The sequence below is a fragment of the Arthrobacter sp. R4-81 genome (assembly GCF_054792365.1).
Map to the genome: position 1 here is coordinate 1,529,526 of NZ_CP096445.1, position 21,046 is coordinate 1,550,571.

Genomic DNA, 21,046 nt, shown 5'->3' on the forward strand with positions numbered 1-21,046 from the left:
GCCTCCTCATGCATTTCACGGAGGTGAGCATGATTCTGCTAAGGGCTGGCTTCCCAGCCCGGATACGAGGCTTTCCCCAATGGTGACCTACATCGTCCGCCGTTTATTCACTGCCGCCCTCATACTTCTCGGGGCATCGTTCCTCGTGTATCTCCTGACCGCGTCGTCAGGGGATCCACTTGCCGACCTCCGCACAAGCAGTGCGGCCAACAAACAACAGCTCATCGACGCCCGGACCGAACTCCTTGATCTGGATACTCCGGCGCCCCTGCGCTACTTCAAATGGCTCGGCGGGGCAGCCCAGTGCCTCGTTCCCTTCGGAAGTACCTGCGACCTCGGAAAGAACATCACCGGGCAGCCCATCACCGAGGCGTTGGGGTTTGCCCTCATACAAACTCTTACGCTCGTCACCGGCGCGACGATCCTTGCCATTCTCATCGGGATCACGTTTGGTATCGTCACCGCCCTGAGGCAGTACAGTGCGCTCGACTACGGCGTAACGTTCATGGCGTTCCTTTTCTTCTCACTGCCGATCTTCTGGGTTGCCGTGCTACTGAAGGAGTATGGGGCAATCGGCTTCAACGACTTCCTTCGAAATCCTGAGATACCACTTCACATCGCGCTCATTGTAGGCGCCGTCGCTGGGCTGATTGTGGCCGTGACAGTCGGCGGAGAATTGCGACGCCGGGTCATTACAGGCGGTGCCGTCTTTGGCGCAGTTAGCCTGATCCTCGTCTACTTTTCCGCAGTCCAGTGGTTCCGGAACCCCGGGCTCGGACCCGTGGTCATTGCAGTTATGGGTACGGGGATTGCCTTTGCAGTCACCCTTCTGGCAGCCGGGCTGAAAAACCGCCGGGCGCTGCACTCTTCGCTGATCGTCGTTGGCCTCGGCATGATTGCTTACTTTGCCGTGCAGCCGCTCCTCAACCAGGCCACAGGGCTCATGATCTTTCTCTTGGCCATCGCCACCATCGTCATCGGCGTGGCCACCGGGTACCTGATGGGCGGCTACGACCGGGGCCAGTCCATGAGGGCAGCAGGAGTCACGGCATTCCTGGTCGGCGGACTGATTATGTTGGACCGTTTTATGCAGGCTTGGCCGAGCTACTTCAACAACAGCAGGGTACGCGGCCGCCCCATTGCCACGATCGGGGCAGGAACGCCCAACATCGAAGGCGATTTCTGGGTCCTGAGCCTGGATACGTTTACGCACCTGATACTGCCCACCATGGCTCTCATCCTCGTGTCCCTTGCCAGCTACACCCGATTTACCCGGTCATCGATGCTGGAAATCATGAACATGGATTACATCCGCACCGCCCGGGCGAAAGGCCTGTCCGAGAGGTCGGTAGTGATGGGGCACGCGTTCCGAAATGCCCTGATCCCGATTGCCACCATCGTGGCCTTCGACATCGGCGCCTTGATCGGTGGCGCGGTCATCACAGAAACGGTGTTCTCCGTGAGAGGAATGGGATTCCTGTTCCTCGATGGCCTCATGCACACCGATCCCAATCCCGTCATGGGTGTTTTTGTCTGCGTGGCAATAACAGCGATGACATTCAACCTCATTGCGGATCTTGCATATTCCGCACTCGATCCGCGCGTAAGGATTAAGGCATGAGCCAGCCGACCCAGCAGGAAGAACTGCTTGCCCAGGAGGCAGACCCAAGGACGCCGGTCGATTCCTCCGACCGGGAATTCAGAGGCCTCAGCCAAGGGCAGATCGTCCGCAAGCGTTTCCTGGGCCACAGTGGTGCGATCGTAGGACTGGTGGCTTTTGCACTCATTTTCCTCCTGGCATTCACGTCCGTAGGCTGGGCAGGACTCCCGGGGTGGTGGAAGTACAACCACCTGGATGTTTCACCCCTGGTCAACGACGGTGCCCCGACATCCTCATTTTGGCCCTTGGCGTGGGGGGAGCACCCGTTCGGGCAGGACCGGATTGGCCGCGACCTCTTTGCCATGACCATGCGAGGCGCCCAGCAGTCCATAACCATCATGATCCTGATTGGTGGCATCGCCGGGCTGATAGGAACAGTGGTTGGTGGGCTCTCAGGCTATTTCCGCGGCTGGGTCGAGGCCATCCTCATGAGGATCACGGACATCATCATCATCATCCCGGTGCTCCTACTCGCAGCGGTAGTGGCTCAAGGAGCGAGCCGCCGGGACGAGGGTGGCTGGTTCTCCAGCCTCGCGGCCAGCAATGGCGTTGTTGTTCTTGGCATATTCCTCGGTCTGGTGAGCTGGGTAAGCCTCGCCAGGCTCATGCGCGGAGAGTTCCTCACACTGCGGGAGCGTGAATTCGTGGATGCAGCAAGGATCTCGGGCGCCAGCAACGCCCGGATCATTTTCAAGCACATTCTGCCGAACGCTGTGGGTGTTCTGATCGTAAATGTGACTCTCACTATGTCGGCCGCGATCCTGCTGGAGACTGCCTTGAGCTATCTGGGCGTCGGGGTGAAATCCCCCGACACATCACTCGGCCTGCTGATCTCCCAAAATCAGGAAGCCTTCTCTACCCGGCCCTGGCTTTTCTGGTATCCCGGGCTCTTCATTGTGCTTATCTGCCTCAGCATCAACTTCATCGGCGATGGACTGCGCGATGCCTTTGATCCACGTCAGAAGAAGTTCAACGCCAAGAAGGCTGTGGGGCCGGGCGGCAGCCCCAAAACGGGGGAGAAGGTGGCTGCGGATCCCAACCCTGCAGTCCCTGGTGCGGCTTCGCCCACTCTGGTCGTACGCGAGATAAAGGAACCATGAAGGACGCGGTGACCGGATCAGAGAACGGCTATCGCCCAATAGCTTGCGCCGGCAAGCAGTACGACGGCGCCGATCGCCAGCCAGCGAAAGGTCACAGTCACGGGCGTGGTGTCGGCGCTGCCTTGCTCCAGGCCTCCGCTGTCAATCAATTCCTGCCAGCGTCCCCGGACTATACGTGCCGCTGCGCCCGAATCCGTGGTTTTCAGATCCCCCGGACGGATCGAGCGGCCAGGACCGTAGCTGGATGCAGGCAGGCCCTGAAGGTCTTCCGGATGGGCATTGCGTCCACCTCGGATTCCCGGGGCAGGCGCGGCCCAGGAAGCGTAGCTCTTGTCAACAGTGACCAGAGTGAGGGCGTAGCGTGTATCCACATTCACCAGCGCAGCCCACGGCACCAGGACGGATCGGAAGGGATTCTCCAAAGTGATTCCGTCGTCGCGCACTACTACCGATGGCATCCAGAAGAACAACCAACCCAGGAATGCGAGCAGCAGGAGGGGCATCGTTCCCACCAGCGCGCCCGGACCGCCGGTGGCTGCCGTTACTGCAACACCCACTCCCGCAACAAGCCAGGAGAGCAGGGCGAACCACTTGTTCGTCCTGGCCTTGAAGACTTCCTCATTTTCGGCATACGATCCGGTGCTCATGCGCCTAATAATTCAGGATTCCGTGCCACAGTACTAATCACCGTTGACCACGCGTCCCGGTCGGAAGGAATATCGCATGACTAACAGCCTCAGCCCAGAACCGATTCCAGCTGCGGGACCAGATGGAATCCGGGGCGCGGTGGTTCTGGAAGTCCGCGACCTCAGCGTTGACTTTGGTGTGGAGAAGAAGTGGGTGCCCGCAGCAATCGGACTTAACTATGAGGTCAGGGCTGGCGAGGTCCTGGCTATCGTGGGCGAGTCCGGTTCCGGGAAGAGCGCCAGTTCGATGGCTTTGCTTGGACTTCTTCCCAGCAACAGCAGGGTTTCAGGAAGCGTGAAGCTCTCCGGTAAGGAACTCCTGGGCTCAAACGCCGCTAATATCCGGGCAGTCAGGGGTAAGGACGTCGCGGTAATCTTCCAGGAGCCCATGACGGCCCTCAACCCGGTCTACACCGTGGGCGTTCAGATCGTGGAAACGATTCGGCTGCACAATGAGGTATCACCTGACCAGGCGCGTGAGCAGGCCTTGCGCATGCTGGAGCTGGTTGAGCTGCCCGACCCCGAGAAGGCTTTCAAGTCCTATCCCCACCAGCTGTCAGGCGGACAGCGGCAGAGGGCCATGATCGCCCAGTCATTGTCATGCGACCCCAAGCTACTGATCGCCGATGAGCCCACAACGGCCCTTGATGTGACGGTGCAAGCGGAAATCCTGGATCTCATGCGGCATCTGAGGAACAAGCTGGACAGCGCCATTGTGCTCATCACCCACGACATGGGAGTGGTTGCTGATCTCGCCGACAGGATTGCGGTGATGCGCCGGGGTGTCATAGTGGAATCCGGCACGGCAGAGCAAATCTTTAATAACCCCCAACACCCCTACACCCAGGCACTTCTGGCCGCGGTGCCCCATCTTGGGCAAGGGAGCGCAGACGAGGGCGAAGTGGACGTCACAGCCGCCTTGGCAGCCGCAACTCACACAGAACTTACGTCCGTCGATCCTGTGGAACTCGTCCGCAGGGAACGCGAGAACGCTGCTGCCCTTGCTGCCGCAGAGGCGGCCAGGCCCAAGGGTGATCCCGTACTCGAACTGACTGACGTCGCCATCGAATACCCCAAACAGGGACGGGTTCCGGCTTTCAGGGCAGTGGAGGGTGCCAACTTGGTCATCTATCCCGGCCAGGTGGTGGGTCTGGTGGGCGAGTCCGGCTCAGGTAAGACAACCATCGGACGAGCTGCCGTCGGACTCTTACCTGTCGCGGCGGGAACCATGCGGGTGGTGGGAGAGGACATCTCTGCCGCCAAGAAAAACGGAAAGCAGCTGCACCACGTGCGGCGCCACATCGGCATGGTGTTCCAGGATCCTTCGTCTTCCTTGAACCCCCGCCTTCCAATCGGCGAGAGCATCGGCGAGCCGATGTTCCTTGCGGGGGAGGCCAAGGGGTCAGCCTTGCAGAAACGGATCGAGGCTCTGCTGGACCAGGTGGAACTGCCTCGTGACTACCGCAACAGGTATCCTCACGAGCTGTCCGGTGGCCAGAAGCAACGAGTGGGCATTGCCAGGGCACTGTCCCTTAAACCCAAGCTCATGGTGGCGGATGAGCCGACGTCGGCCCTCGACGTTTCGGTGCAGGCGAAGGTTTTGGAGCTTTTCCAGAACCTGCAAAAGGAACTCGGGTTCGCCTGTCTCTTCGTGACGCACGACCTGGCGGTGGTGGATGTCCTGGCAGACAGGATCTGCGTTATGCAGCGCGGACGGATCGTGGAACAGGGAAGCCGGGACCAGATTCTTCGCAACCCGCAGGAAGCCTACACTCAGAGGCTTCTCGCCGCCGTTCCGTTGCCTGATCCTGAGAAGCAGCGCGAGCGAAGGGAATTGAGGGCTCAGTTGGCAGGGATCGAGTAGCAGGAAACCGCTGAGGGTCGGGACGCCGGCCCTCAGCGCGACGCCGACCCTCAGTCAAACTCCGGACCCGGCTCCTCGCCTGGCTGGGGGGCCTGAATGTGCAGTTGGGCCAGACGCCCGGCCAGCAGCTGGCCGAGGGCTTTGTGCCCCCGAGTATCCATGTGCACGCCGTCGGCCATGTACCTGGAGAGGTCATAGCGCGTCACCCAATCGCCCACGCTTACGAATGGCAGTGAGTGTTTGGCGGCGGCCGTGCCCAGCAGTGCGTCAACCTCGGTGCGCCTGCCTCCTCCGTGTCCGGCTCCCTTGGCTAGGGTTCCAATCATGGCCATTTCCGCATCCGGGTACCTCTGCTTCAAGGCAGCTATGAGGCGCTCAACATTGGCAACGATCTCGGCGTCGGTGGCTCCTTGCCCCGCGTCGTTGCCACCACCTTCGATCACTACCAGGGGCAGCGAACCGTAGGGCAGTGTCCACTCGCCTTGGTTCAATGCGTCAATGTAGTTTCCGAACCTGCCGTTGGAGGCCACGAATCCGGTTCCGCCCCTGCCGCAGAAGAACACTTCGTAGCCGACGGCGGCGAGCCCGGCCCGCGGCCAGGAATGGGATGGTTCGGCCTGCGAGTCGCCTATGAGCAGTACGGTGCGTTTGACATCCGCTACGATGACTTCTTTTTGGCCAGTGGCTGGGTTCAGGTACATCGATCCGGGAGCTAACGTAGCCGGATTGGGGAGAGCCCGGCCGGTTGCAGCGGGGCCGGGGGCTGTGCTCGCTTCCCCTCCCGCTGACCCTGCTGTTGGGGCGGTCGTTGCCTTTGCCCCCGTTGTCGCTGCTGGCTCAGGGGACGTGGCTGAGTTCGGCTGTGGCGGGTTTGGCTTAGCCTTGCCTGGCTGAGCGCCCGAGGGCGCTTCGGCCGCGCTGGCGGCCCTGGCTGCGCCCGCGGTGTCAGATGGCGCTGGTGGCTGTCCGCAACCACTCATGATCAGGCCTAGAGCAACCATCGCCACGGCGAAGCGGTACAGAGCCGTGGCAATTCGCATAGATGGTCTCCGGACTTCCTTGCTGGTAACACAGTCATCATGGGCTATCAGGTCAGGAAAATCCAGTGACTTTAGGTTCATGTCTGCAACGCTCTGTTCACGATTTGGTCACGGTGCCACAGGACTGCTTTTCGTTTTTTAGGCCAATAAATGCACGTTCGACTAGACTTGCTATAGGTGCCCTGTGCAAAGGGCCTGATCTGTCGTGCGTTCCGATTGGAAATGTCGCGATACTACAGCTGACTTCACCATCGAATCGAGCCATTACGCATGTCTGAAACCACCACCAAAACCGCCGCAAACACTGCCTCGCGCAGTGATCTGCGCAACGTCGCGATCGTGGCCCACGTTGACCACGGCAAGACCACCCTGGTCGACGCCATGCTCAAGCAGACCAACTCCTTTGCCGAGCACAACCACCTCGAAGACCGCGTCATGGACTCGGGCGACCTGGAGCGCGAAAAGGGCATCACCATCCTCGCCAAGAACACGACGGTGGCATACAACGGCCCGTCGTCCAAGGGCGAGACCATCACCATCAACGTGATCGACACCCCGGGGCACGCTGACTTCGGCGGCGAGGTCGAGCGTGGCCTGTCCATGGTTGACGGCGTTGTGCTCCTCGTTGACGCCTCCGAGGGCCCCCTCCCGCAGACGCGCTTCGTGCTGCGCAAGGCCCTGGCCGCTCACCTTCCCGTCATCCTGCTCGTCAACAAGACGGACCGCCCCGACGCACGGATCGATGAAGTCGTTCACGAGTCCATGGACTTGCTGCTCGGCCTGGCCTCAGACCTCGCCGACGAAGTGCCGGACCTGGACCTGGACAAGATCCTCGAAGTTCCTGTTGTCTACGCGGCAGCCAAGGTTGGCCGCGCTTCCCTCGAGCAGCCCGCAGATGGCACGGCCCCGGAAAACGAAGACCTGGAGCCGCTGTTCCAGACCATCATCGAGCACATCCCGGCACCGACCTACAACCCGGACGGTGTCCTGCAGGCGCACGTCACCAACCTGGATGCCTCACCGTTCCTCGGCCGCCTCGCCCTGCTCCGTATCTACAACGGAACCCTCCGCAAGGGCCAGACCGTTGCCTGGGCACGTGCCAACGGCGAGCTCAAGAACGTCAAGATCACGGAACTCCTCGCCACCAAGGCCCTGGACCGCGTTCCCACCGAGTCCGCAGGCCCGGGTGAAATCGTCGCCGTCGCCGGTATCGAGGAAATCACCATCGGTGAGACCCTCACCGATGCCGAGAACCCGCAACCGCTGCCGCTGATCACCGTGGACGATCCCGCGATCTCCATGACCATCGGTATCAACACCTCGCCGTTGGCCGGCAAGGTCAAGGGTGCCAAGGTCACCGCCCGCCAGGTGAAGGACCGCCTGGACAAGGAACTGATCGGTAACGTCTCCATCAAGGTGCTCCCCACCGAGCGTCCGGATGCTTGGGAAGTCCAGGGCCGTGGCGAGCTCGCCCTGGCGATCCTCGTGGAGCAGATGCGCCGCGAAGGCTTCGAACTGACGGTCGGCAAGCCCCAGGTAGTCACCCGTACGGTCGATGGCAAGATCCACGAGCCGATGGAGCACATGACCATTGACGTGCCCGAAGAATACCTCGGCGCTGTTACCCAGCTCATGGCAGCCCGTAAGGGCCGGATGACGAACATGGCAAACCACGGCACCGGCTGGTGCCGCATGGAGTTTATTGTTCCCGCGCGTGGCCTCATCGGTTTCCGTACCAAGTTCCTCACGGACACCCGTGGTGCCGGCATCGCCGCCTCCATCTCCGAGGGCTACGAGCCGTGGGCCGGCCCCATCGAATACCGCACCAACGGTTCGATGATCGCCGACCGTGCAGGCGTCGTGACACCCTTCGCCATGATCAACCTCCAGGAGCGCGGCTCCTTCTTCGTGAAGCCCACTTCTGAGGTTTACGAAGGAATGATTGTCGGCGAGAACTCCCGCGCCGATGACATGGACGTCAACATCACCAAGGAAAAGAAGCTCACCAACATGCGTGCGGCTTCCTCCGACACCTTCGAGAACCTGACGCCGCCGCGCGACCTGACCCTCGAAGAATCCCTCGAATTCGCCCGCGAGGACGAGTGTGTTGAAGTGACCCCGGATTCCATCCGTATCCGCAAGGTCATCCTGGACACCAACGAGCGTGCCAAGGCCAACCGCGCCCGCGCCAAGGTCTAACAAGGCGAGGTCTAGACAGGCCAAGCTCTAACAAAGCAGCAATACCAGAAACTGCCGGTACGGCAGGCGGCTCCGCCGTCGTCGTACTGGCAGTTTTCTTTTTGTCGCTTTCAGTCGGCGGACGGATCCCGGTGGTGGGCAATCATCAGCGACGTGGCCTCGCCGTCGTCGTCCGGTGGCAGTTCCGTGTATTCCTCCAAAACGGCCTTCAGTTTTGCCAGCATTTCGCCCCGGCGTTCGGCGTTGAACTTCACGCCCAGCCGCCACACTTCCATGTCGGCCGGCGGCAGGCCCTTGGTCTCCTGCAGGAAGGTCTCTATGAGGATGGGGGATACGTTCGGCACGGGTGTCCGCCACGATTCCTTGCTGGCAATGTAGGGAACCTCGGTGGCTCCGCGCTTGCCTTTCCTTCGTTTTTCCGTGAGCAGCAGGCCGGTCCGCACAAGGATTCGCACATGGTGAAGGCTCGATGCAGGATTGATGTCCAACAGTTCGGCTATTTCCTTGTTGGTCCGCGACTGGTGAAGGCACAAGCGCAGGATCCGCAACCGCAGCGGGGAGTTTAATGCACGCTCCCTTGCCGCCAGATCCGCTTCCGTGCCCTCATTATCCATAGTGGCTAGTGTAGTCAGCCACTGAGCGGCTGCAGAAGCGGTTAGACAGCCGAACGGGCGCCCCGTCGGGGCGGCGCAGGGGGGACTTCCTTCGCCGCCACCACAAGGGCAAGGGGGATAACGACGTCGGTGCGTCGGGTGCGCACCGTGCACTCCCCGCCGGTGACGGAAACGACGTCTCCCAGGGCATCAGTGAGTCCCCCCTCGATCCTGTACCGGACCACAACCCGCGTTCCGGGGGCTGTGCCGGCGAGGAAGTCCTGGGGCGTTTTCAGTGGGGAGGTCACCCCTTCATCGTAAATCGCCCCGGCAGTATGACGTTCCGCTACGTTCGCGCCAAAGGCTGGGAGATAATAGGCTCGGAAGTCGATAAGTCCGGCGTGCGCGCCGGAAGCACTAACTGGCAGGATTGCCGGAACCAACGTGGAGAGGCAAAGGGACGTGACGTACGTAATCGCGCAACCGTGTGTAGATGTAAAAGACAAGGCATGTATTGAGGAGTGCCCCGTCGATTGCATCTACGAGGGTGAGCGGTCCCTCTACATCCACCCCGACGAGTGCGTGGACTGTGGCGCCTGCGAACCGGTGTGCCCTGTTGAGGCGATCTACTATGAGGACGACACCCCGGATGAGTGGGCCGACTACTACAAGGCCAACGTCGAGTTCTTTGACGACCTCGGTTCGCCTGGCGGAGCGGCGAAGGTCGGTAACACCGGTAAAGACCACCCCATGATCGCCGCCCTACCGCCGCAGAACCAAGACCACTAAGGGCGGACGCGCCAGTGACCTCTGCCCTCCGCAGCTTTGGCCTCAGCCTTCCCGACTACCCGTGGGAAGCCATGGCGCCCTACCTCGCCACGGCGGCAGCGCATCCCGGGGGAGTGGTGAATTTGTCCATCGGCACTCCGGTGGACGGCACTCCGGCCCTGATCCAGGACGCCCTGCGCCGCGCTGCGGACGCTCCCGGCTACCCCACGGTCCATGGCACCCAGGGACTGCGGGAAGCGATCTCAGGCTGGTTCGAACGGCGCCGTGGCGTTCCCGGACTGGATCCCCGGGACGTGATGCCCACGGTTGGCTCCAAAGAACTCGTGGCCTGGCTCCCTTTCCTTCTGGGACTCAGGTCCGGCGACGTCGTCGTGCGTCCTACTGTTGCCTATCCCACCTATGACATCGGCGCCACATTCGCCGGAGCTGTTCACATCGCAGCGGACGATTTGGACGAGCTAGATGCCGCCACACGTTCCCGTGTGCGGCTGATCTGGATAAACTCGCCCGCCAATCCCACCGGCAGCGTCCGGGACGTTGCTTCCCTCCGAAAGATTGTTGACCAGGCCCGGGAGATCGGCGCCGTGGTTGCCTCCGACGAATGCTATGCGGAACTGGGCTGGGATGAGTGGGACCTCCAGCTGGGTGGGGAAGCCGTGCCAAGCATCCTGGATCCACGGGTTTCCGGCGGCTCCAGCGAGGGTCTGCTGGCTGTCTACTCGCTGAGCAAGCAGTCGAATCTCGCGGGCTACCGGGCAGCTTTCATTGCCGGCGATTCGGCCATCATGGCCAACCTGGTTAACAGCCGCAAGCATGCCGGCATGATTGTGCCCTATCCCGTCCAGGAAGCAATGCGGGTGGCGATCGGGGACGACTCCCACGTGCAGGTACAAAAAGACATCTACCGGTCACGCCGGCAGCGGATAGTCCCGGCACTGAAGGAATTCGGCCTGGAGATCCAGGAATCCAAGGCCGGCCTCTACCTCTGGTGCACTGCCGGGGAGGCCACGTGGGACACGGTTGGGAGGCTTGCGGAGCGGGGAATTGTTGTGGGCCCCGGCGTCTTCTACGGCGATGCGGGCCATGGCTACATCCGTGTGGCGCTGACCGGAGCGGACGACAGGATCGACGCCGCAGTTCAGCGACTCTCCGTAGTGCCGTAACAATCATGTGACTCGTGCCACAACTGGCCGGGTTTGAGGCAGTTTCGTGAGGATCGGATTAGTACCACCTGCGCAGGGGCGGTACTTTTTAACTGAATATCAATGGTGGCTTTCTACAGGAAGGCAGCCCGGCTGTTGGAAACCTGCGTGTGCAGCGACCGCGGACGGTCCCACCTGATGTTGGATCAAGCTTTCTAGAGAGGCCCAGAGGCCTCATGAAGGGGACTCCATGACTGAGACCACCAGTACTGAGACCACCAGCGCAGTCCTGCGCCATGCGGGCGGCGAACTCGAACTGCCCCGCATCAAGGTTGTAGAAGGAAACGAAGGCTACGACGTTTCCCAACTGCTCAAGCAGACCGGGGCCGTTACGTTTGACCCCGGCTTCATGAACACAGCCGCTACGACGTCGGCCATCACCTACATCGATGGTGACGCCGGGATCCTGCGGTACCGCGGCTATCCCATTGAGCAGCTTGCCCAGCACTCAAGCTTCCTCGAGGTTTCCTACCTCCTGATTTACGGCAACCTGCCCACGCCCACCGAGCTGGATGGTTTCGACCAGAAGATCCGCCGCCACACGCTGCTGCACGAGGAGCTAAAGGGCTTCTTCGGCGGCTTCCCCCGTGACGCCCACCCGATGCCCGTGTTGTCATCGGCCGTGTCTGCACTCTCCACCTTCTACCAGGACTCCCTGGATCCGTTCAACGAAGAGCAGGTGGAACTCTCCACCATCCGCCTGATGGCCAAGCTCCCGGTCATCGCGGCCTATGCGCATAAGAAGTCCATTGGCCAGCCGATGCTGTACCCGGACAACTCAATGAACCTGGTGGAGAACTTCCTGCGGCTCAGCTTTGGCCTTCCGGCTGAGCAGTACGAGCTGGATCCCGTCATTGCAAAGGCCCTGGACCTGCTCCTGATCCTGCATGCGGACCACGAACAGAACTGCTCCACCTCCACGGTGCGCCTGGTGGGCTCCTCCAACGCCAACCTCTTCGCTTCGGTGTCTGCTGGCATCAACGCGCTCTTCGGCCCTGCCCACGGCGGTGCCAATGAAGCCGTGCTGAAGATGCTCAAACAGATCCAGGCCGATGGCATCAAGCCCGAGGACTACATGGAGAAGGTCAAGAACAAGGAAGACGGCGTCCGCCTCATGGGCTTCGGACACCGTGTGTATAAGAACTACGACCCCCGGGCCAAGATCATCAAGGCTACGGCGCACGAAGTTCTGAGCAAGCTCGGCGGCAACGACGAACTGCTGGATATTGCGATGCGCCTCGAAGAGAAGGCGCTTGGCGATGACTACTTCATCCAGCGAAAGCTCTACCCGAACGTGGACTTCTACACCGGCCTGATCTACAAGGCTATGGGCTTCCCGGAGAAGATGTTCACGGTGCTGTTCGCGATCGGCCGCTTGCCCGGCTGGATTGCCCAGTGGCGCGAAATGATCAACGACCCCAACACCAAGATTGGCCGTCCGCGCCAGCTGTACATTGGCGAGCCCGAGCGCAACTACCCGGCCCGCTAATCCCCACCGGCTCCCAAACCTCGCACGCTCGGTTCGGGCCCACCGCGGTGTGGGCCCTCCCGCCGGCTCCGGTGCAGGCTCTATCACCCGCTAGGACGACGACGGCCGCCGCTCACCTTCACGGGCGAGCGGCCGCCGTCGTACTTTAACCGACGCTAGGAGTTGTAGCCCTGCGGGTTGTTCTTTTGCCAGCGCCAGTGGTCTTCGCACATCTGGTCGATGGTCTTGGTGGTGGACCAGCTCAGGTCGGCCAAGGCTGACGTTGCGTCGGCCCAGAAGGCGGGGAGGTCCCCTGCCCGCCGGCCCGTGATCTCATACGGGATTTCCCGTCCGACGGCCTTTTCAAAGGACCGCAGGACTTCAAGCACGGATGAGCCCTTGCCTGACCCGAGGTTCCAGCGGAAAACGCCGGCCCGTTCCGCGATGTGGTTCAGGGCTGCGAGGTGCCCCTCGGCCAGATCGACGACGTGGATGTAGTCACGCAGGCAGGTCCCGTCAGGGGTGTCGTAGTCGCCACCAAACACCATGAGCTTTTCCCGCCGGCCCACTGCGACCTGGGCTATGAACGGCACCAGGTTGTTGGGAATGCCCTGCGGGTCCTCACCAATCCGGCCGGAGGGATGGGCGCCCACCGGGTTGAAGTAGCGAAGCAGCGCAATGTGCCAACGGTCATCAGCGGACCCGAGGTCAGAGAGAATGTCCTCGATCTGCTCTTTGGTGCGGCCGTACGGGTTGTTGGCACCGATTTCCATTTTTTCGACATAGGGAATCTCGTTGTGCTCGCCGTAGACAGTTGCGGAGGAGCTGAAGACGATGGAGCGCACGTCGTGGCGGTCCATGGCACGGATGAGGTTGAGCGTTCCCACCAGGTTGTTGTAGTAGTACTTAAGGGGCTCCTGAACTGATTCACCAACAGCCTTCAGACCCGCAAAGTGGATGACAGCGTCTATATTCTCTTGGGCGAAGACGGCGTTGACAGCGTCTTCGTCCACCAGATCCACTTCGTGGAAGGCTGCCTGCTTGCCGCTGAGCTCAGACACCCGCCGCAAGGCTTCCTCACTGGAGTTCGCCAGATTGTCTATGACCACAACATCATGGCCTGCCTCCTGAAGGGACAGGACCGTGTGCGAACCGATATAGCCGGTGCCGCCAGTTACCAGAATTCTCATGGCTCCACGCTATCCCAAATTGCCTCACCCCCGACGAACGGCCGGAAGTGCTACGCCAGGTGCCGCCCGGTGCCCCATGGGCGGGTGCCAGCACATGTGTGCTAAATAGGACTGGTGCCCAAATACGTAGATGCCGGCCTGCGACGGCAAGATGTGGTGGAAGCAGTATTCAGGATTATCGCCAGTGATGGCCTTGAGCGCGCATCGCTGCGGGAAGTTGCGGAGGAAGCCGGCCTTGCAGTGGGCTCGGTCCGCCACTATTTCTCCAGCAGCGAAGAGCTGCTGATCCATTCGTTCGGAGTAGTGGTGGACCGCATCACCAGCCGCCTCGATAAAGCAGCTCAGGCCGTAGCGGCATGCACCCCAGCCACCAGCGAGCATAGGTCGGCCGTGTTAACCCTTCTGGGCCAAATCCTTCCGCTCGATGAGGAGCGGGCTGTGGACAGCTGTGTCTGGCTCGCTTTCAAGAACGCTGCCCGGATCAGGCCCTTCCTGGCTCAGGAGGCTGACAGGAGTCACCGTGCCATGGCTGCCGCTATGGGTCGATTGGTCATGGAGCTGATCGCACCGCCGTCGGACGTCGACGGCGGCACTACCGGCGGTACGAATAGTCAGCGCGGCGGCGACGCTGTCGATCGGCAGGTCCTCGTTACGGAGGCTGAGCGCTTGCTTGCCATGCTCGAGGGCCTGAGCATGCACGCGCTGCTCCAGCCGGAGTGGATGACGGCACAGATGTGCCACGAGGTCCTGGAGGCCCATCTGGATACACTTGCCGCTCCCGCCAAAGGCCATTAACGCCGCCCTGTATCGGGAATACACTGGGACGGGGAGACCTAACATCAAGGGAGGCCATTCGGATGCATCAGACAGGCGGTCCCGCCTGGGGGATCACCATGGACACCTCAGGTCCCATGCTCATTGCCCTCTATGTACGGGATGCCGCAGGGCTTGATGGTGCTGGCCGGCCTGCCCTTTCGCATGCAGCCCCAAAGGTTCACCGGGCGAACCACAATCACCTCACTGCCGATGTCGGCGGGATCAGCGCACTCAAGACCGAGTGGGAAGCCTGGTGGGAGAAGCTGCTGAGATCACACCCACAGATGACGCCGGACCTGACTCCTCCTTCCTTCGAGGCGTTCGCCAATTCACCTGCCCTCCAGCGCGTCCTGCAGGCACATTTTGGCGGCGCGCTCAGCTGGGCGCGTGAACGCCGAAGCGACTACGCCACCTTGGAAGCCGAACGGGAGGCGGGTGGCGCCTGCCAGCTCCTCGGCGACATCGTGGAAGACAGGCTGATGGAGGTGGGCAGGGAGTCGAGGGATTTCAACCTGACCATTATTGAGTTGCCGCTTGACGAGCCGCGGGCATGGTACCTGGAGCCCGACAAAATAGTGATGAGCCAGGACCTCTTGTCCCACCCGGACACGTTCAGGAGCTACGTCCAGCCCGTCGTGGAGATGCTTGCCTGATTACGGCTGGACTGCTTACGAGGCGTCCTGGGCAGCAATGGTGATCGAGACCTGACCGTTTGCGGCAGCGCTTGGCTGCCAGCCACTCCGGGATTCTCTCAGCCAGCTGTACCCCGCGACGTCGACTGCCGTCAGGGAGCGCAGCTTGGCATTGGCCACAGCCCATTGGGCAATGGCCCATGCCTGGCTGTCACTTGACTGGACCACCAGGACGGAACCCTCAACGGACGCTGGAACGTCGCCGAAGGTGGAGGTCAGTTCGTCAAGCATTGCTTGCGGATCACCGGCTTCTTCCGGGGCGCGCAGCGTGCAGTCGAGCGCAGCGGTGGACTGCCCCGTCAAAGCAGAAGCAAAGGCCCTCGCCATGCCCTCATGTTGGGCGTAGGCGCGGGGAAAGGCAGAGCGCTGTACCTGCTGGGCGGCGGCTGTAATTTCGAGCCCCTCGTAGTCCGGGACCTTGACCAGGGCAGCGTAGAAGGCTCCACTGGCGTAGTGCGGATCCATGACTTGCTCTTCGGTTCCCCAGCCTTGGGTGGGCCGCTGCTGGAACAGGCCCCGGGAGTCGGGTCCTGCCTCGTCTCCATACCTGATGTTGCGCAGCTTGGATTCCTGCATGGCGGTAGCCAGGGCAATCGTTGCTGCGCGTGGCGGAAGGCCTCGCTCAACAGCCTCCCCGGAAATCAATGCCGCATTAGCGGCCTGGTCTGTTGCCAGCTCCGCGCGCTGGGAGCCGGCAGTGGCCGTGCAGCGTTCGACGATCACATTTTCTGAACGCTGCACTATGGACAGGGCGATGTAGATGCCGCCACCCACAAGGGCCAGTGCCAGCACCAGCACTAATGCGCGGCGACGGCCACGTCTGTGTGCCAAGAAGATGCTCCCTCAGGCCCTTCGGGGCCGGTCCAGGTGATGTGCGGTGAGTTGCCGCTGTTTCTCTTAGGGATTGTTGCCTCAATTGGCGTGCAGGGCCTCGTTGAGTTCGACAGTTTGTCCCTTGCGGGGGAGTACCTCCACTGCGCCCGTGGCCGAATTCCGGCGGAACAGAAGGTTTGGGACACCGGAAAGTTCCACCGCTTTGACAACCTTGCTGGTGTCCTCGCCGTCGGCGTCCTTGGCGCCAACTACGCGCACCCGGGTTCCCGCTGTGACATAGAGTCCGGCTTCCACCACTGAATCGCTGCCGATGCTGATCCCGACGCCGGAATTGGCACCCAGGAGGACCCGCTCGCCCAAGGAAATCTTTTCCTTCCCGCCACCCGACAGGGTGCCCATGATGGAGGCGCCGCCGCCCACATCGGTGCCGTCTCCGGCAACCACTCCCGCTGAAATGCGGCCCTCGACCATCGAGGTACCCAAGGTACCCGCGTTAAAGTTTACGAAACCCTCGTGCATAACAGTGGTCCCTTCGGCGAGGTGGGCACCCAGGCGCACGCGGTCGGCGTCGGCTATGCGCACGCCACTGGGGACAACGTAGTCCACCATGCGCGGGAACTTGTCCACTCCGTAGACGGTCACGGCGCCACGTCGGCGGAGTTTGGCCCGCGTGAATTCGAATCCATCGACTGCTGCAGGTCCGAAGTTGGTCCAGACGACATTCGGCAGCTTGCCGAAGACGCCGTCGAGGTTGATCGTGTTCGGTTGAACCAAACGGTGTGACAGCAGGTGCAGCCGCAGATATGCGTCCGCAGTGTCAGCAGGGGCTTCGTCAAGGTCAATCTGGACGAAGACAACCTTCTGCTCGGTTCCTCGATCCGGGTCTGTTCCGCTGGCAGCGATCTCGGCCAGGACACCATCCGCGTTGGCCGCATCCCGGAGATGATCGGCTGCAACGCCCAAGGCCGGCTCCGGGAACCAGACGTCCAGCACAGTGGAATCACCGTTGCGGGTGAAGATGGTGGCCACTCCATAGCCATGGGCGGAACGGACGGCAGAGGGCACGGCGGAATCAGCAACGGTTTCAGTCATGGCCCCAGTGTATCGAGAGCTGGGCACCGGACTCGAACTAGACTGTCACCGTGACTGCTCAAACCACTCCAGTGTCCTTGCCTGCTCCCTTGAACCTGCGCCAGGATGTTGCGCTCCTCACAGCGGCCCTGATCGACATTAACAGTGTGTCCGGCAACGAGAGGGCTTTGGCGGATGCCGTTGAGGCCGCGCTGCTTAAGATTCCCCAACTCCGGCTGGTCCGTGACGGAGATTCGATCATCGCCCGCACCGAGCTGGGCCGTCCTGAGCGCGTTATCCTGGCGGGCCACCTGGACACTGTTCCGCTTCCCGTCACAGAGGGATCCCTGGGGACTGTACCGTCGACGTGGGTGTCCGGCACACCGGGCCAGGGCGTCCTCTACGGGCGCGGGACCACGGACATGAAGGGCGGGGTTGCTGTGCAGCTCGCCCTTGCGGCGTCAATGTTCGACGACGGCGCGGAGCCCAACAAGGACGTGACCTTTGTCTTCTATGACCATGAGGAAGTGGAAGAGGCTAAGAGCGGCCTCGGGCGGCTGGTGCGGAACCACGGCCATCTTCTCGATGGAGACTTCGCCATCCTCCTTGAACCAACTGATGGAACCGTCGAGGGCGGCTGCAACGGGACGTCCCGTTTCGAGGTGACCACCATAGGCGAGGCAGCCCACTCGGCGCGGGCCTGGATGGGCAGGAACGCAATCCACGCCGCAGCGCCGATTCTGGAGAGGCTCGCCGCGTATCAGCCTGCAACAGTCACGGTGGATGCCCTGGACTACCGCGAGAGCCTGAACGCTGTAAAGATCCGTGGGGGCACTGCTGGCAATGTTATTCCCGATCGGTGTGTGGTTGAGATTAACTACCGCTTTGCGCCCGACAAGTCCCTGGACCAGGCAGAGGCACACGTTAGAGAGCTGCTGTCGGGCTTCGACGTGGTCCGCACGGACGGGGCCCCGGGAGCCCGGCCGGGGCTGACGCACCCCGCCGCTGCCTCCTTCGTGGCTGCCGTCGGGGCTGAACCGAAGCCGAAGTATGGCTGGACCGACGTCGCCCGCTTTAGTGCCCTGGGGATACCGGCAGTGAATTTCGGCCCTGGAGACGCACTGCTGGCGCACAAGGACAACGAGCATGTTGAGGCGGAAGCTATACGCGAATGCCTCCGCGCCTTGCGGACCTGGCTCGCATAAGGGCGAATACAAACCACCCAGGAGTAGCTTCAATCACTACAAAAGGGAGGGGATGAACCGCATTTATGCGGCTCATCCCCTCCCTTTTGAGTGTTTAGCTCTTAGGTTGTTCCGGGCTCTTAAGCGGGCGGGGCTTGACCTACTTGGCAGCTGCTTCCACTTCAGCAGGCTCGGCCTTGGCCACGCCGCCGGCGGCCTTCGTCGTACCGCGGCGCTCAATCCAGATGGCAATGCGCGAAACGCAGAGGTTGATCAGGATGTAGATGGCGGCAGCCACGAAGAAGATCGGGAACAGGAATTCGGTGCCCAGGAAGTCGGCCATGACCTGTACCGCCCGGAGGAGTTCGCCGTAAGCCACGATGTAACCGAGTGACGTGTCCTTGAGCAGGACCACGAGCTGGGCCACCAACGAAGGCATCATGCGCCGGATCGCCTGCGGAAGCTCAATGATGAGGCGCGACTGGAAACTCGTCAGGCCTACTGTGAGCCCCGCCTCGCGCTGGCCCTTGGGCAGGGACTGGATACCGGCGCGGATGATCTCGGAGAAAACGGCGGAGTTGTAGAGGATCAGGCCAGCTACCACGGCAATAAAAGGGCTTGTGCCGAACACCAGCAGCACAAACAGCATCATGAGGACAACAGGCATACCACGCAGGAACTCCAGGAGAACCCGTGTCGGAATTCTGATCCAGGCCACGTCCGAAATTCGGAGGAGGCACAGCGCCAGCCCCAATGGGAAGGCAATAACGGCGGCAAGGGCGGCAGCGCTCAAAGTGGCGCCGATGCCGTCACCGATGAGCGCCCAGACCTGCGGGTTCTGGAAAATGGCCCAGCGCTGTGCTTCGAAAATCCCCTGATTTGCCAGGACTGTGATGGCGCCGGCCAAGAGCAAGGCAATCAGGACGATTCCAATGATTGAACCTAAAAGCGAAATGCGGCGGGCTTTTGGTCCGGGGACATCGTAGAGAACGGAAGTCATCGTGCGATCGCCACCTTTCGTTCGACGGTGCTGGCCAATATGCCCAAGGGAACGGTAATAAGCAGGTAGAAGAACGCAACACCGATCAGCACCAGCATGACCTGGTCACCATTGGCGTTGGCAAGCTGGCGCCCGTAGCCGAAGAGTTCGAGGACAAAGAATGCGCCGGCAACGGAGGAGTTCTTGACCAGCGCGATCATGATGTTGATCAACGGCGGCACCACGGAGCGGACCGCCTGGGGAAGGACGATCAACGAGAGCACCTGGGAGAACTTCATGCCCACACTTCGGGCGGCTTCTGCCTGGCCGATCGGAACGCTGTTGACACCGGAACGCACCGCTTCGGCCACGAAGGCGGCCGTGTAGGTGCTGAGGGCGATGATGGCCGCAACCTCGAACTGCTGGAAAGTGACCCCCAGCCGGGGCAGCACAATGGCGGCGAAGAAGAAGGCAATGGTCAGCGGGGTGTTACGGACTATCTCCACATACGCCATGCTGAAACCCCGAAGGGCTGCGATGGGGGAGACCCTGGCCGCGGCGAGGAGCGTGCCCACTACAAGGGCGATCAGTCCGGACACCACCGACAGGAAGAGGGTTCTGAGAAAGCCTTCCCCGTATAGAGGCAGGCTTTCGATAATAACGTCCATGGGATCCTTCAGCTGCGTCGGGGTAAATGGAACGAATCGTGCGAACGGCGGCTATCGGGACCCGGATAGAGGCCCCGATAACCGCCGGTTAGTGCTTAGTAGCGGTCCAGCTCGGGAAGTTCAGGGGCAGTCTTGATGACTGCGCCCGCAGTGCCTTCCCAGGCCTTCTTGTAGGATCCGTCAGACGCGAACTCTTCCAGCTGATCGTTGATCCAGTTGCGGAATTCGGTGTCGTCCTTCTTCAGGCCAATGCCGTAAGGCTCCTTGGTGAAGGTTTCGTCGGAGGCGAGCTTGAAGGCGTCCGGTTCCTTGTTGACGAAACCGGCGAGGATGACGTTGTCAGTGGTGATCGCTTCGACCTGCTTGTTGCGGAGCGGCTCAAGGCAAGCGGAGTACGTTGCGGCCGGCACGAGCTCTGCCTGGTACTTCTCCACGATGGTGGCGGCAGGAGTTGAGCCTGTCACTGAACAAACCTTCTTGCCCTTGACGTCTTCGGGCTTGGTGATGGACGTGTTGTCCTTGTTCACCATCAGCGCCTGGCCAGCCTCGTAGTACGGTCCAGCGAAGCTAACAACCTGCTTGCGCTTGTCATTGATGGTGTAGGTGGCAACGACGATGTCGACGCGGCCCTGCTCGATGAACGGCTCGCGGTTAGCGGAGACAGTTTCGACCCACTCGATCTTGTCAGCTGCGATGCCCAGCTTGGCTGCGATCAGCTTGCCAATCTCGACGTCGAATCCGACAGGCTTGCCGTCGAGTCCCTTCTGGCCGAACAGCGGCTGGTCAAACTTGGTGCCGATCTTGATCGTTCCGGCTGAAGAAAGCTTCTCCATGGTGCTGCCTGCCGCGAAGGTCGGCTTCTCTGCCACTGTCGGGTTGGTGGTGGTAGTGCCGCCGCCGCCACATGCGCTCAGGCTCAAGGCCAGGGCTGCGGAAGCTGCAACCAGCAAGGACTTCCGACGGGTCATAAATGCCTTCATGACATTCCTTTCATTGGTCGGCCGAAGCTGA

Annotated in this window: 20 protein-coding genes; 10 read left to right on the forward strand and 10 right to left on the reverse strand. The window is 61.5% G+C overall.

Features of this window, described 5'->3' with window-relative positions; genetic code table 11:
* The first annotated feature begins 79 nt into the window (after positions 1 to 79).
* Both M1E05_RS07195 and M1E05_RS07200 read left to right on the forward strand, forming a co-directional pair.
* Positions 80 to 1,621 (forward strand): ABC transporter permease, encoded by a 1,542-nt coding sequence (locus M1E05_RS07195; protein ID WP_458111512.1) that lies wholly within the window; start codon positions 80 to 82, stop codon positions 1,619 to 1,621.
* A complete protein-coding gene (locus tag M1E05_RS07200; RefSeq protein WP_458111511.1) occupies positions 1,618 to 2,760 on the forward strand; it encodes an ABC transporter permease in 1,143 nt (380 codons plus the stop codon). The genes M1E05_RS07195 and M1E05_RS07200 overlap by 4 nt, the downstream gene beginning before the upstream one ends.
* A 17-nt stretch (positions 2,761 to 2,777) precedes the next feature.
* On the opposite strand, the gene M1E05_RS07205 is transcribed toward M1E05_RS07200, so the two are convergent.
* Positions 2,778 to 3,407 (reverse strand): PH domain-containing protein, encoded by a 630-nt coding sequence (locus M1E05_RS07205; protein WP_461164859.1) that lies wholly within the window; start codon positions 3,405 to 3,407, stop codon positions 2,778 to 2,780.
* A gap of 76 nt (positions 3,408 to 3,483) precedes the next feature.
* On the opposite strand from M1E05_RS07205, the gene M1E05_RS07210 reads away from it, so the two are divergent.
* The gene (locus tag M1E05_RS07210; RefSeq protein WP_458111509.1) at positions 3,484 to 5,310 is read left to right on the forward strand and encodes an ABC transporter ATP-binding protein; all 1,827 of its coding nucleotides are present in this window, start codon (positions 3,484 to 3,486) and stop codon (positions 5,308 to 5,310) included.
* Positions 5,311 to 5,360: 50 nt separating this feature from the next.
* Here M1E05_RS07210 and M1E05_RS07215 read toward each other — a convergent pair whose 3' ends face one another.
* Positions 5,361 to 6,431 (reverse strand): SGNH/GDSL hydrolase family protein, encoded by a 1,071-nt coding sequence (locus M1E05_RS07215; RefSeq protein ID WP_461164860.1) that lies wholly within the window; start codon positions 6,429 to 6,431, stop codon positions 5,361 to 5,363.
* Between the two features lie 189 nt (positions 6,432 to 6,620).
* Here M1E05_RS07215 and typA point away from each other — a divergent pair, with 189 nt between their 5' ends.
* Complete coding sequence (typA, locus tag M1E05_RS07220; RefSeq protein ID WP_458111507.1) at positions 6,621 to 8,549, forward strand: translational GTPase TypA; 1,929 nt, start codon at positions 6,621 to 6,623, stop codon at positions 8,547 to 8,549.
* A gap of 110 nt (positions 8,550 to 8,659) precedes the next feature.
* On the opposite strand, the gene M1E05_RS07225 is transcribed toward typA, so the two are convergent.
* Positions 8,660 to 9,163 carry a helix-turn-helix domain-containing protein gene (locus M1E05_RS07225; RefSeq protein WP_461164861.1) on the reverse strand — a complete coding sequence of 168 codons (504 nt, stop codon included), beginning with the start codon at positions 9,161 to 9,163 and terminating at the stop codon, positions 8,660 to 8,662.
* A gap of 41 nt (positions 9,164 to 9,204) precedes the next feature.
* Positions 9,205 to 9,450: a putative acetyltransferase gene (locus M1E05_RS07230; RefSeq protein ID WP_458111505.1), complete on the reverse strand. Its 246-nt coding sequence runs from the start codon at positions 9,448 to 9,450 to the stop codon at positions 9,205 to 9,207.
* Positions 9,451 to 9,604: 154 nt separating this feature from the next.
* On the opposite strand from M1E05_RS07230, the gene fdxA reads away from it, so the two are divergent.
* The 3 genes from fdxA to M1E05_RS07245 all read left to right on the forward strand — a co-directional run bounded on the left by fdxA (position 9,605) and on the right by M1E05_RS07245 (position 12,622).
* Positions 9,605 to 9,931 (forward strand): ferredoxin, encoded by a 327-nt coding sequence (gene fdxA / locus M1E05_RS07235; RefSeq protein ID WP_050685972.1) that lies wholly within the window; start codon positions 9,605 to 9,607, stop codon positions 9,929 to 9,931.
* 14 nt (positions 9,932 to 9,945) lie between these two features.
* Positions 9,946 to 11,094, forward strand: coding sequence for a succinyldiaminopimelate transaminase (gene dapC, locus M1E05_RS07240; RefSeq protein WP_461164862.1), 1,149 nt, complete (start codon positions 9,946 to 9,948; stop codon positions 11,092 to 11,094).
* A gap of 229 nt (positions 11,095 to 11,323) precedes the next feature.
* Positions 11,324 to 12,622, forward strand: a complete 1,299-nt coding sequence (locus M1E05_RS07245; protein WP_458111503.1) for a citrate synthase — start codon at positions 11,324 to 11,326, stop codon at positions 12,620 to 12,622.
* Between the two features lie 155 nt (positions 12,623 to 12,777).
* On the opposite strand, the gene galE is transcribed toward M1E05_RS07245, so the two are convergent.
* Positions 12,778 to 13,791, reverse strand: a complete 1,014-nt coding sequence (gene galE, locus M1E05_RS07250) for a UDP-glucose 4-epimerase GalE (RefSeq protein ID WP_458111502.1) — start codon at positions 13,789 to 13,791, stop codon at positions 12,778 to 12,780.
* 114 nt (positions 13,792 to 13,905) lie between these two features.
* Here galE and M1E05_RS07255 point away from each other — a divergent pair, with 114 nt between their 5' ends.
* Positions 13,906 to 14,586 (forward strand): TetR/AcrR family transcriptional regulator, encoded by a 681-nt coding sequence (locus tag M1E05_RS07255; protein WP_461164863.1) that lies wholly within the window; start codon positions 13,906 to 13,908, stop codon positions 14,584 to 14,586.
* Positions 14,587 to 14,648: 62 nt separating this feature from the next.
* A complete protein-coding gene (locus M1E05_RS07260; protein ID WP_458111500.1) occupies positions 14,649 to 15,260 on the forward strand; it encodes a hypothetical protein in 612 nt (203 codons plus the stop codon).
* Positions 15,261 to 15,275: 15 nt separating this feature from the next.
* On the opposite strand, the gene M1E05_RS07265 is transcribed toward M1E05_RS07260, so the two are convergent.
* Both M1E05_RS07265 and dapD read right to left on the reverse strand, forming a co-directional pair.
* Positions 15,276 to 16,130: a hypothetical protein gene (locus M1E05_RS07265; protein WP_461164864.1), complete on the reverse strand. Its 855-nt coding sequence runs from the start codon at positions 16,128 to 16,130 to the stop codon at positions 15,276 to 15,278.
* Positions 16,131 to 16,211: 81 nt separating this feature from the next.
* Positions 16,212 to 17,225, reverse strand: a complete 1,014-nt coding sequence (dapD, locus tag M1E05_RS07270; RefSeq protein ID WP_461164865.1) for a 2,3,4,5-tetrahydropyridine-2,6-dicarboxylate N-succinyltransferase — start codon at positions 17,223 to 17,225, stop codon at positions 16,212 to 16,214.
* 50 nt (positions 17,226 to 17,275) lie between these two features.
* On the opposite strand from dapD, the gene dapE reads away from it, so the two are divergent.
* Positions 17,276 to 18,409, forward strand: coding sequence for a succinyl-diaminopimelate desuccinylase (gene dapE / locus M1E05_RS07275; protein ID WP_461164866.1), 1,134 nt, complete (start codon positions 17,276 to 17,278; stop codon positions 18,407 to 18,409).
* A gap of 139 nt (positions 18,410 to 18,548) precedes the next feature.
* On the opposite strand, the gene M1E05_RS07280 is transcribed toward dapE, so the two are convergent.
* From M1E05_RS07280 to M1E05_RS07290, 3 genes are all read right to left on the reverse strand, one after another.
* Entirely contained in the window at positions 18,549 to 19,388 is an 840-nt protein-coding gene (locus M1E05_RS07280) for an amino acid ABC transporter permease (RefSeq protein ID WP_461164867.1), read from the reverse strand.
* Positions 19,385 to 20,035: an amino acid ABC transporter permease gene (locus tag M1E05_RS07285; RefSeq protein WP_458111495.1), complete on the reverse strand. Its 651-nt coding sequence runs from the start codon at positions 20,033 to 20,035 to the stop codon at positions 19,385 to 19,387. The genes M1E05_RS07280 and M1E05_RS07285 overlap by 4 nt, the downstream gene beginning before the upstream one ends.
* Before the next feature lie 95 nt (positions 20,036 to 20,130).
* Entirely contained in the window at positions 20,131 to 21,015 is an 885-nt protein-coding gene (locus tag M1E05_RS07290) for a glutamate ABC transporter substrate-binding protein (protein WP_461164868.1), read from the reverse strand.
* Between the last annotated feature and the right edge of the window lie 31 nt (positions 21,016 to 21,046).

Coding starts and splice junctions, on each gene's coding strand:
- M1E05_RS07195 (WP_458111512.1), top strand. CDS start 80: ATGGTGACCTACATCGTCCGCCGTTTATTCACTGCCGCCCTCATACTT.
- M1E05_RS07200 (WP_458111511.1), top strand. CDS start 1,618: ATGAGCCAGCCGACCCAGCAGGAAGAACTGCTTGCCCAGGAGGCAGAC.
- M1E05_RS07205 (WP_461164859.1), bottom strand. CDS start 3,407: ATGAGCACCGGATCGTATGCCGAAAATGAGGAAGTCTTCAAGGCCAGG.
- M1E05_RS07210 (WP_458111509.1), top strand. CDS start 3,484: ATGACTAACAGCCTCAGCCCAGAACCGATTCCAGCTGCGGGACCAGAT.
- M1E05_RS07215 (WP_461164860.1), bottom strand. CDS start 6,431: ATGAACCTAAAGTCACTGGATTTTCCTGACCTGATAGCCCATGATGAC.
- typA (WP_458111507.1), top strand. CDS start 6,621: ATGTCTGAAACCACCACCAAAACCGCCGCAAACACTGCCTCGCGCAGT.
- M1E05_RS07225 (WP_461164861.1), bottom strand. CDS start 9,163: ATGGATAATGAGGGCACGGAAGCGGATCTGGCGGCAAGGGAGCGTGCA.
- M1E05_RS07245 (WP_458111503.1), top strand. CDS start 11,324: ATGACTGAGACCACCAGTACTGAGACCACCAGCGCAGTCCTGCGCCAT.
- galE (WP_458111502.1), bottom strand. CDS start 13,791: ATGAGAATTCTGGTAACTGGCGGCACCGGCTATATCGGTTCGCACACG.
- M1E05_RS07260 (WP_458111500.1), top strand. CDS start 14,649: ATGCATCAGACAGGCGGTCCCGCCTGGGGGATCACCATGGACACCTCA.
- dapD (WP_461164865.1), bottom strand. CDS start 17,225: ATGACTGAAACCGTTGCTGATTCCGCCGTGCCCTCTGCCGTCCGTTCC.
- M1E05_RS07280 (WP_461164867.1), bottom strand. CDS start 19,388: ATGACTTCCGTTCTCTACGATGTCCCCGGACCAAAAGCCCGCCGCATT.
- M1E05_RS07285 (WP_458111495.1), bottom strand. CDS start 20,035: ATGGACGTTATTATCGAAAGCCTGCCTCTATACGGGGAAGGCTTTCTC.
- M1E05_RS07290 (WP_461164868.1), bottom strand. CDS start 21,015: ATGAAGGCATTTATGACCCGTCGGAAGTCCTTGCTGGTTGCAGCTTCC.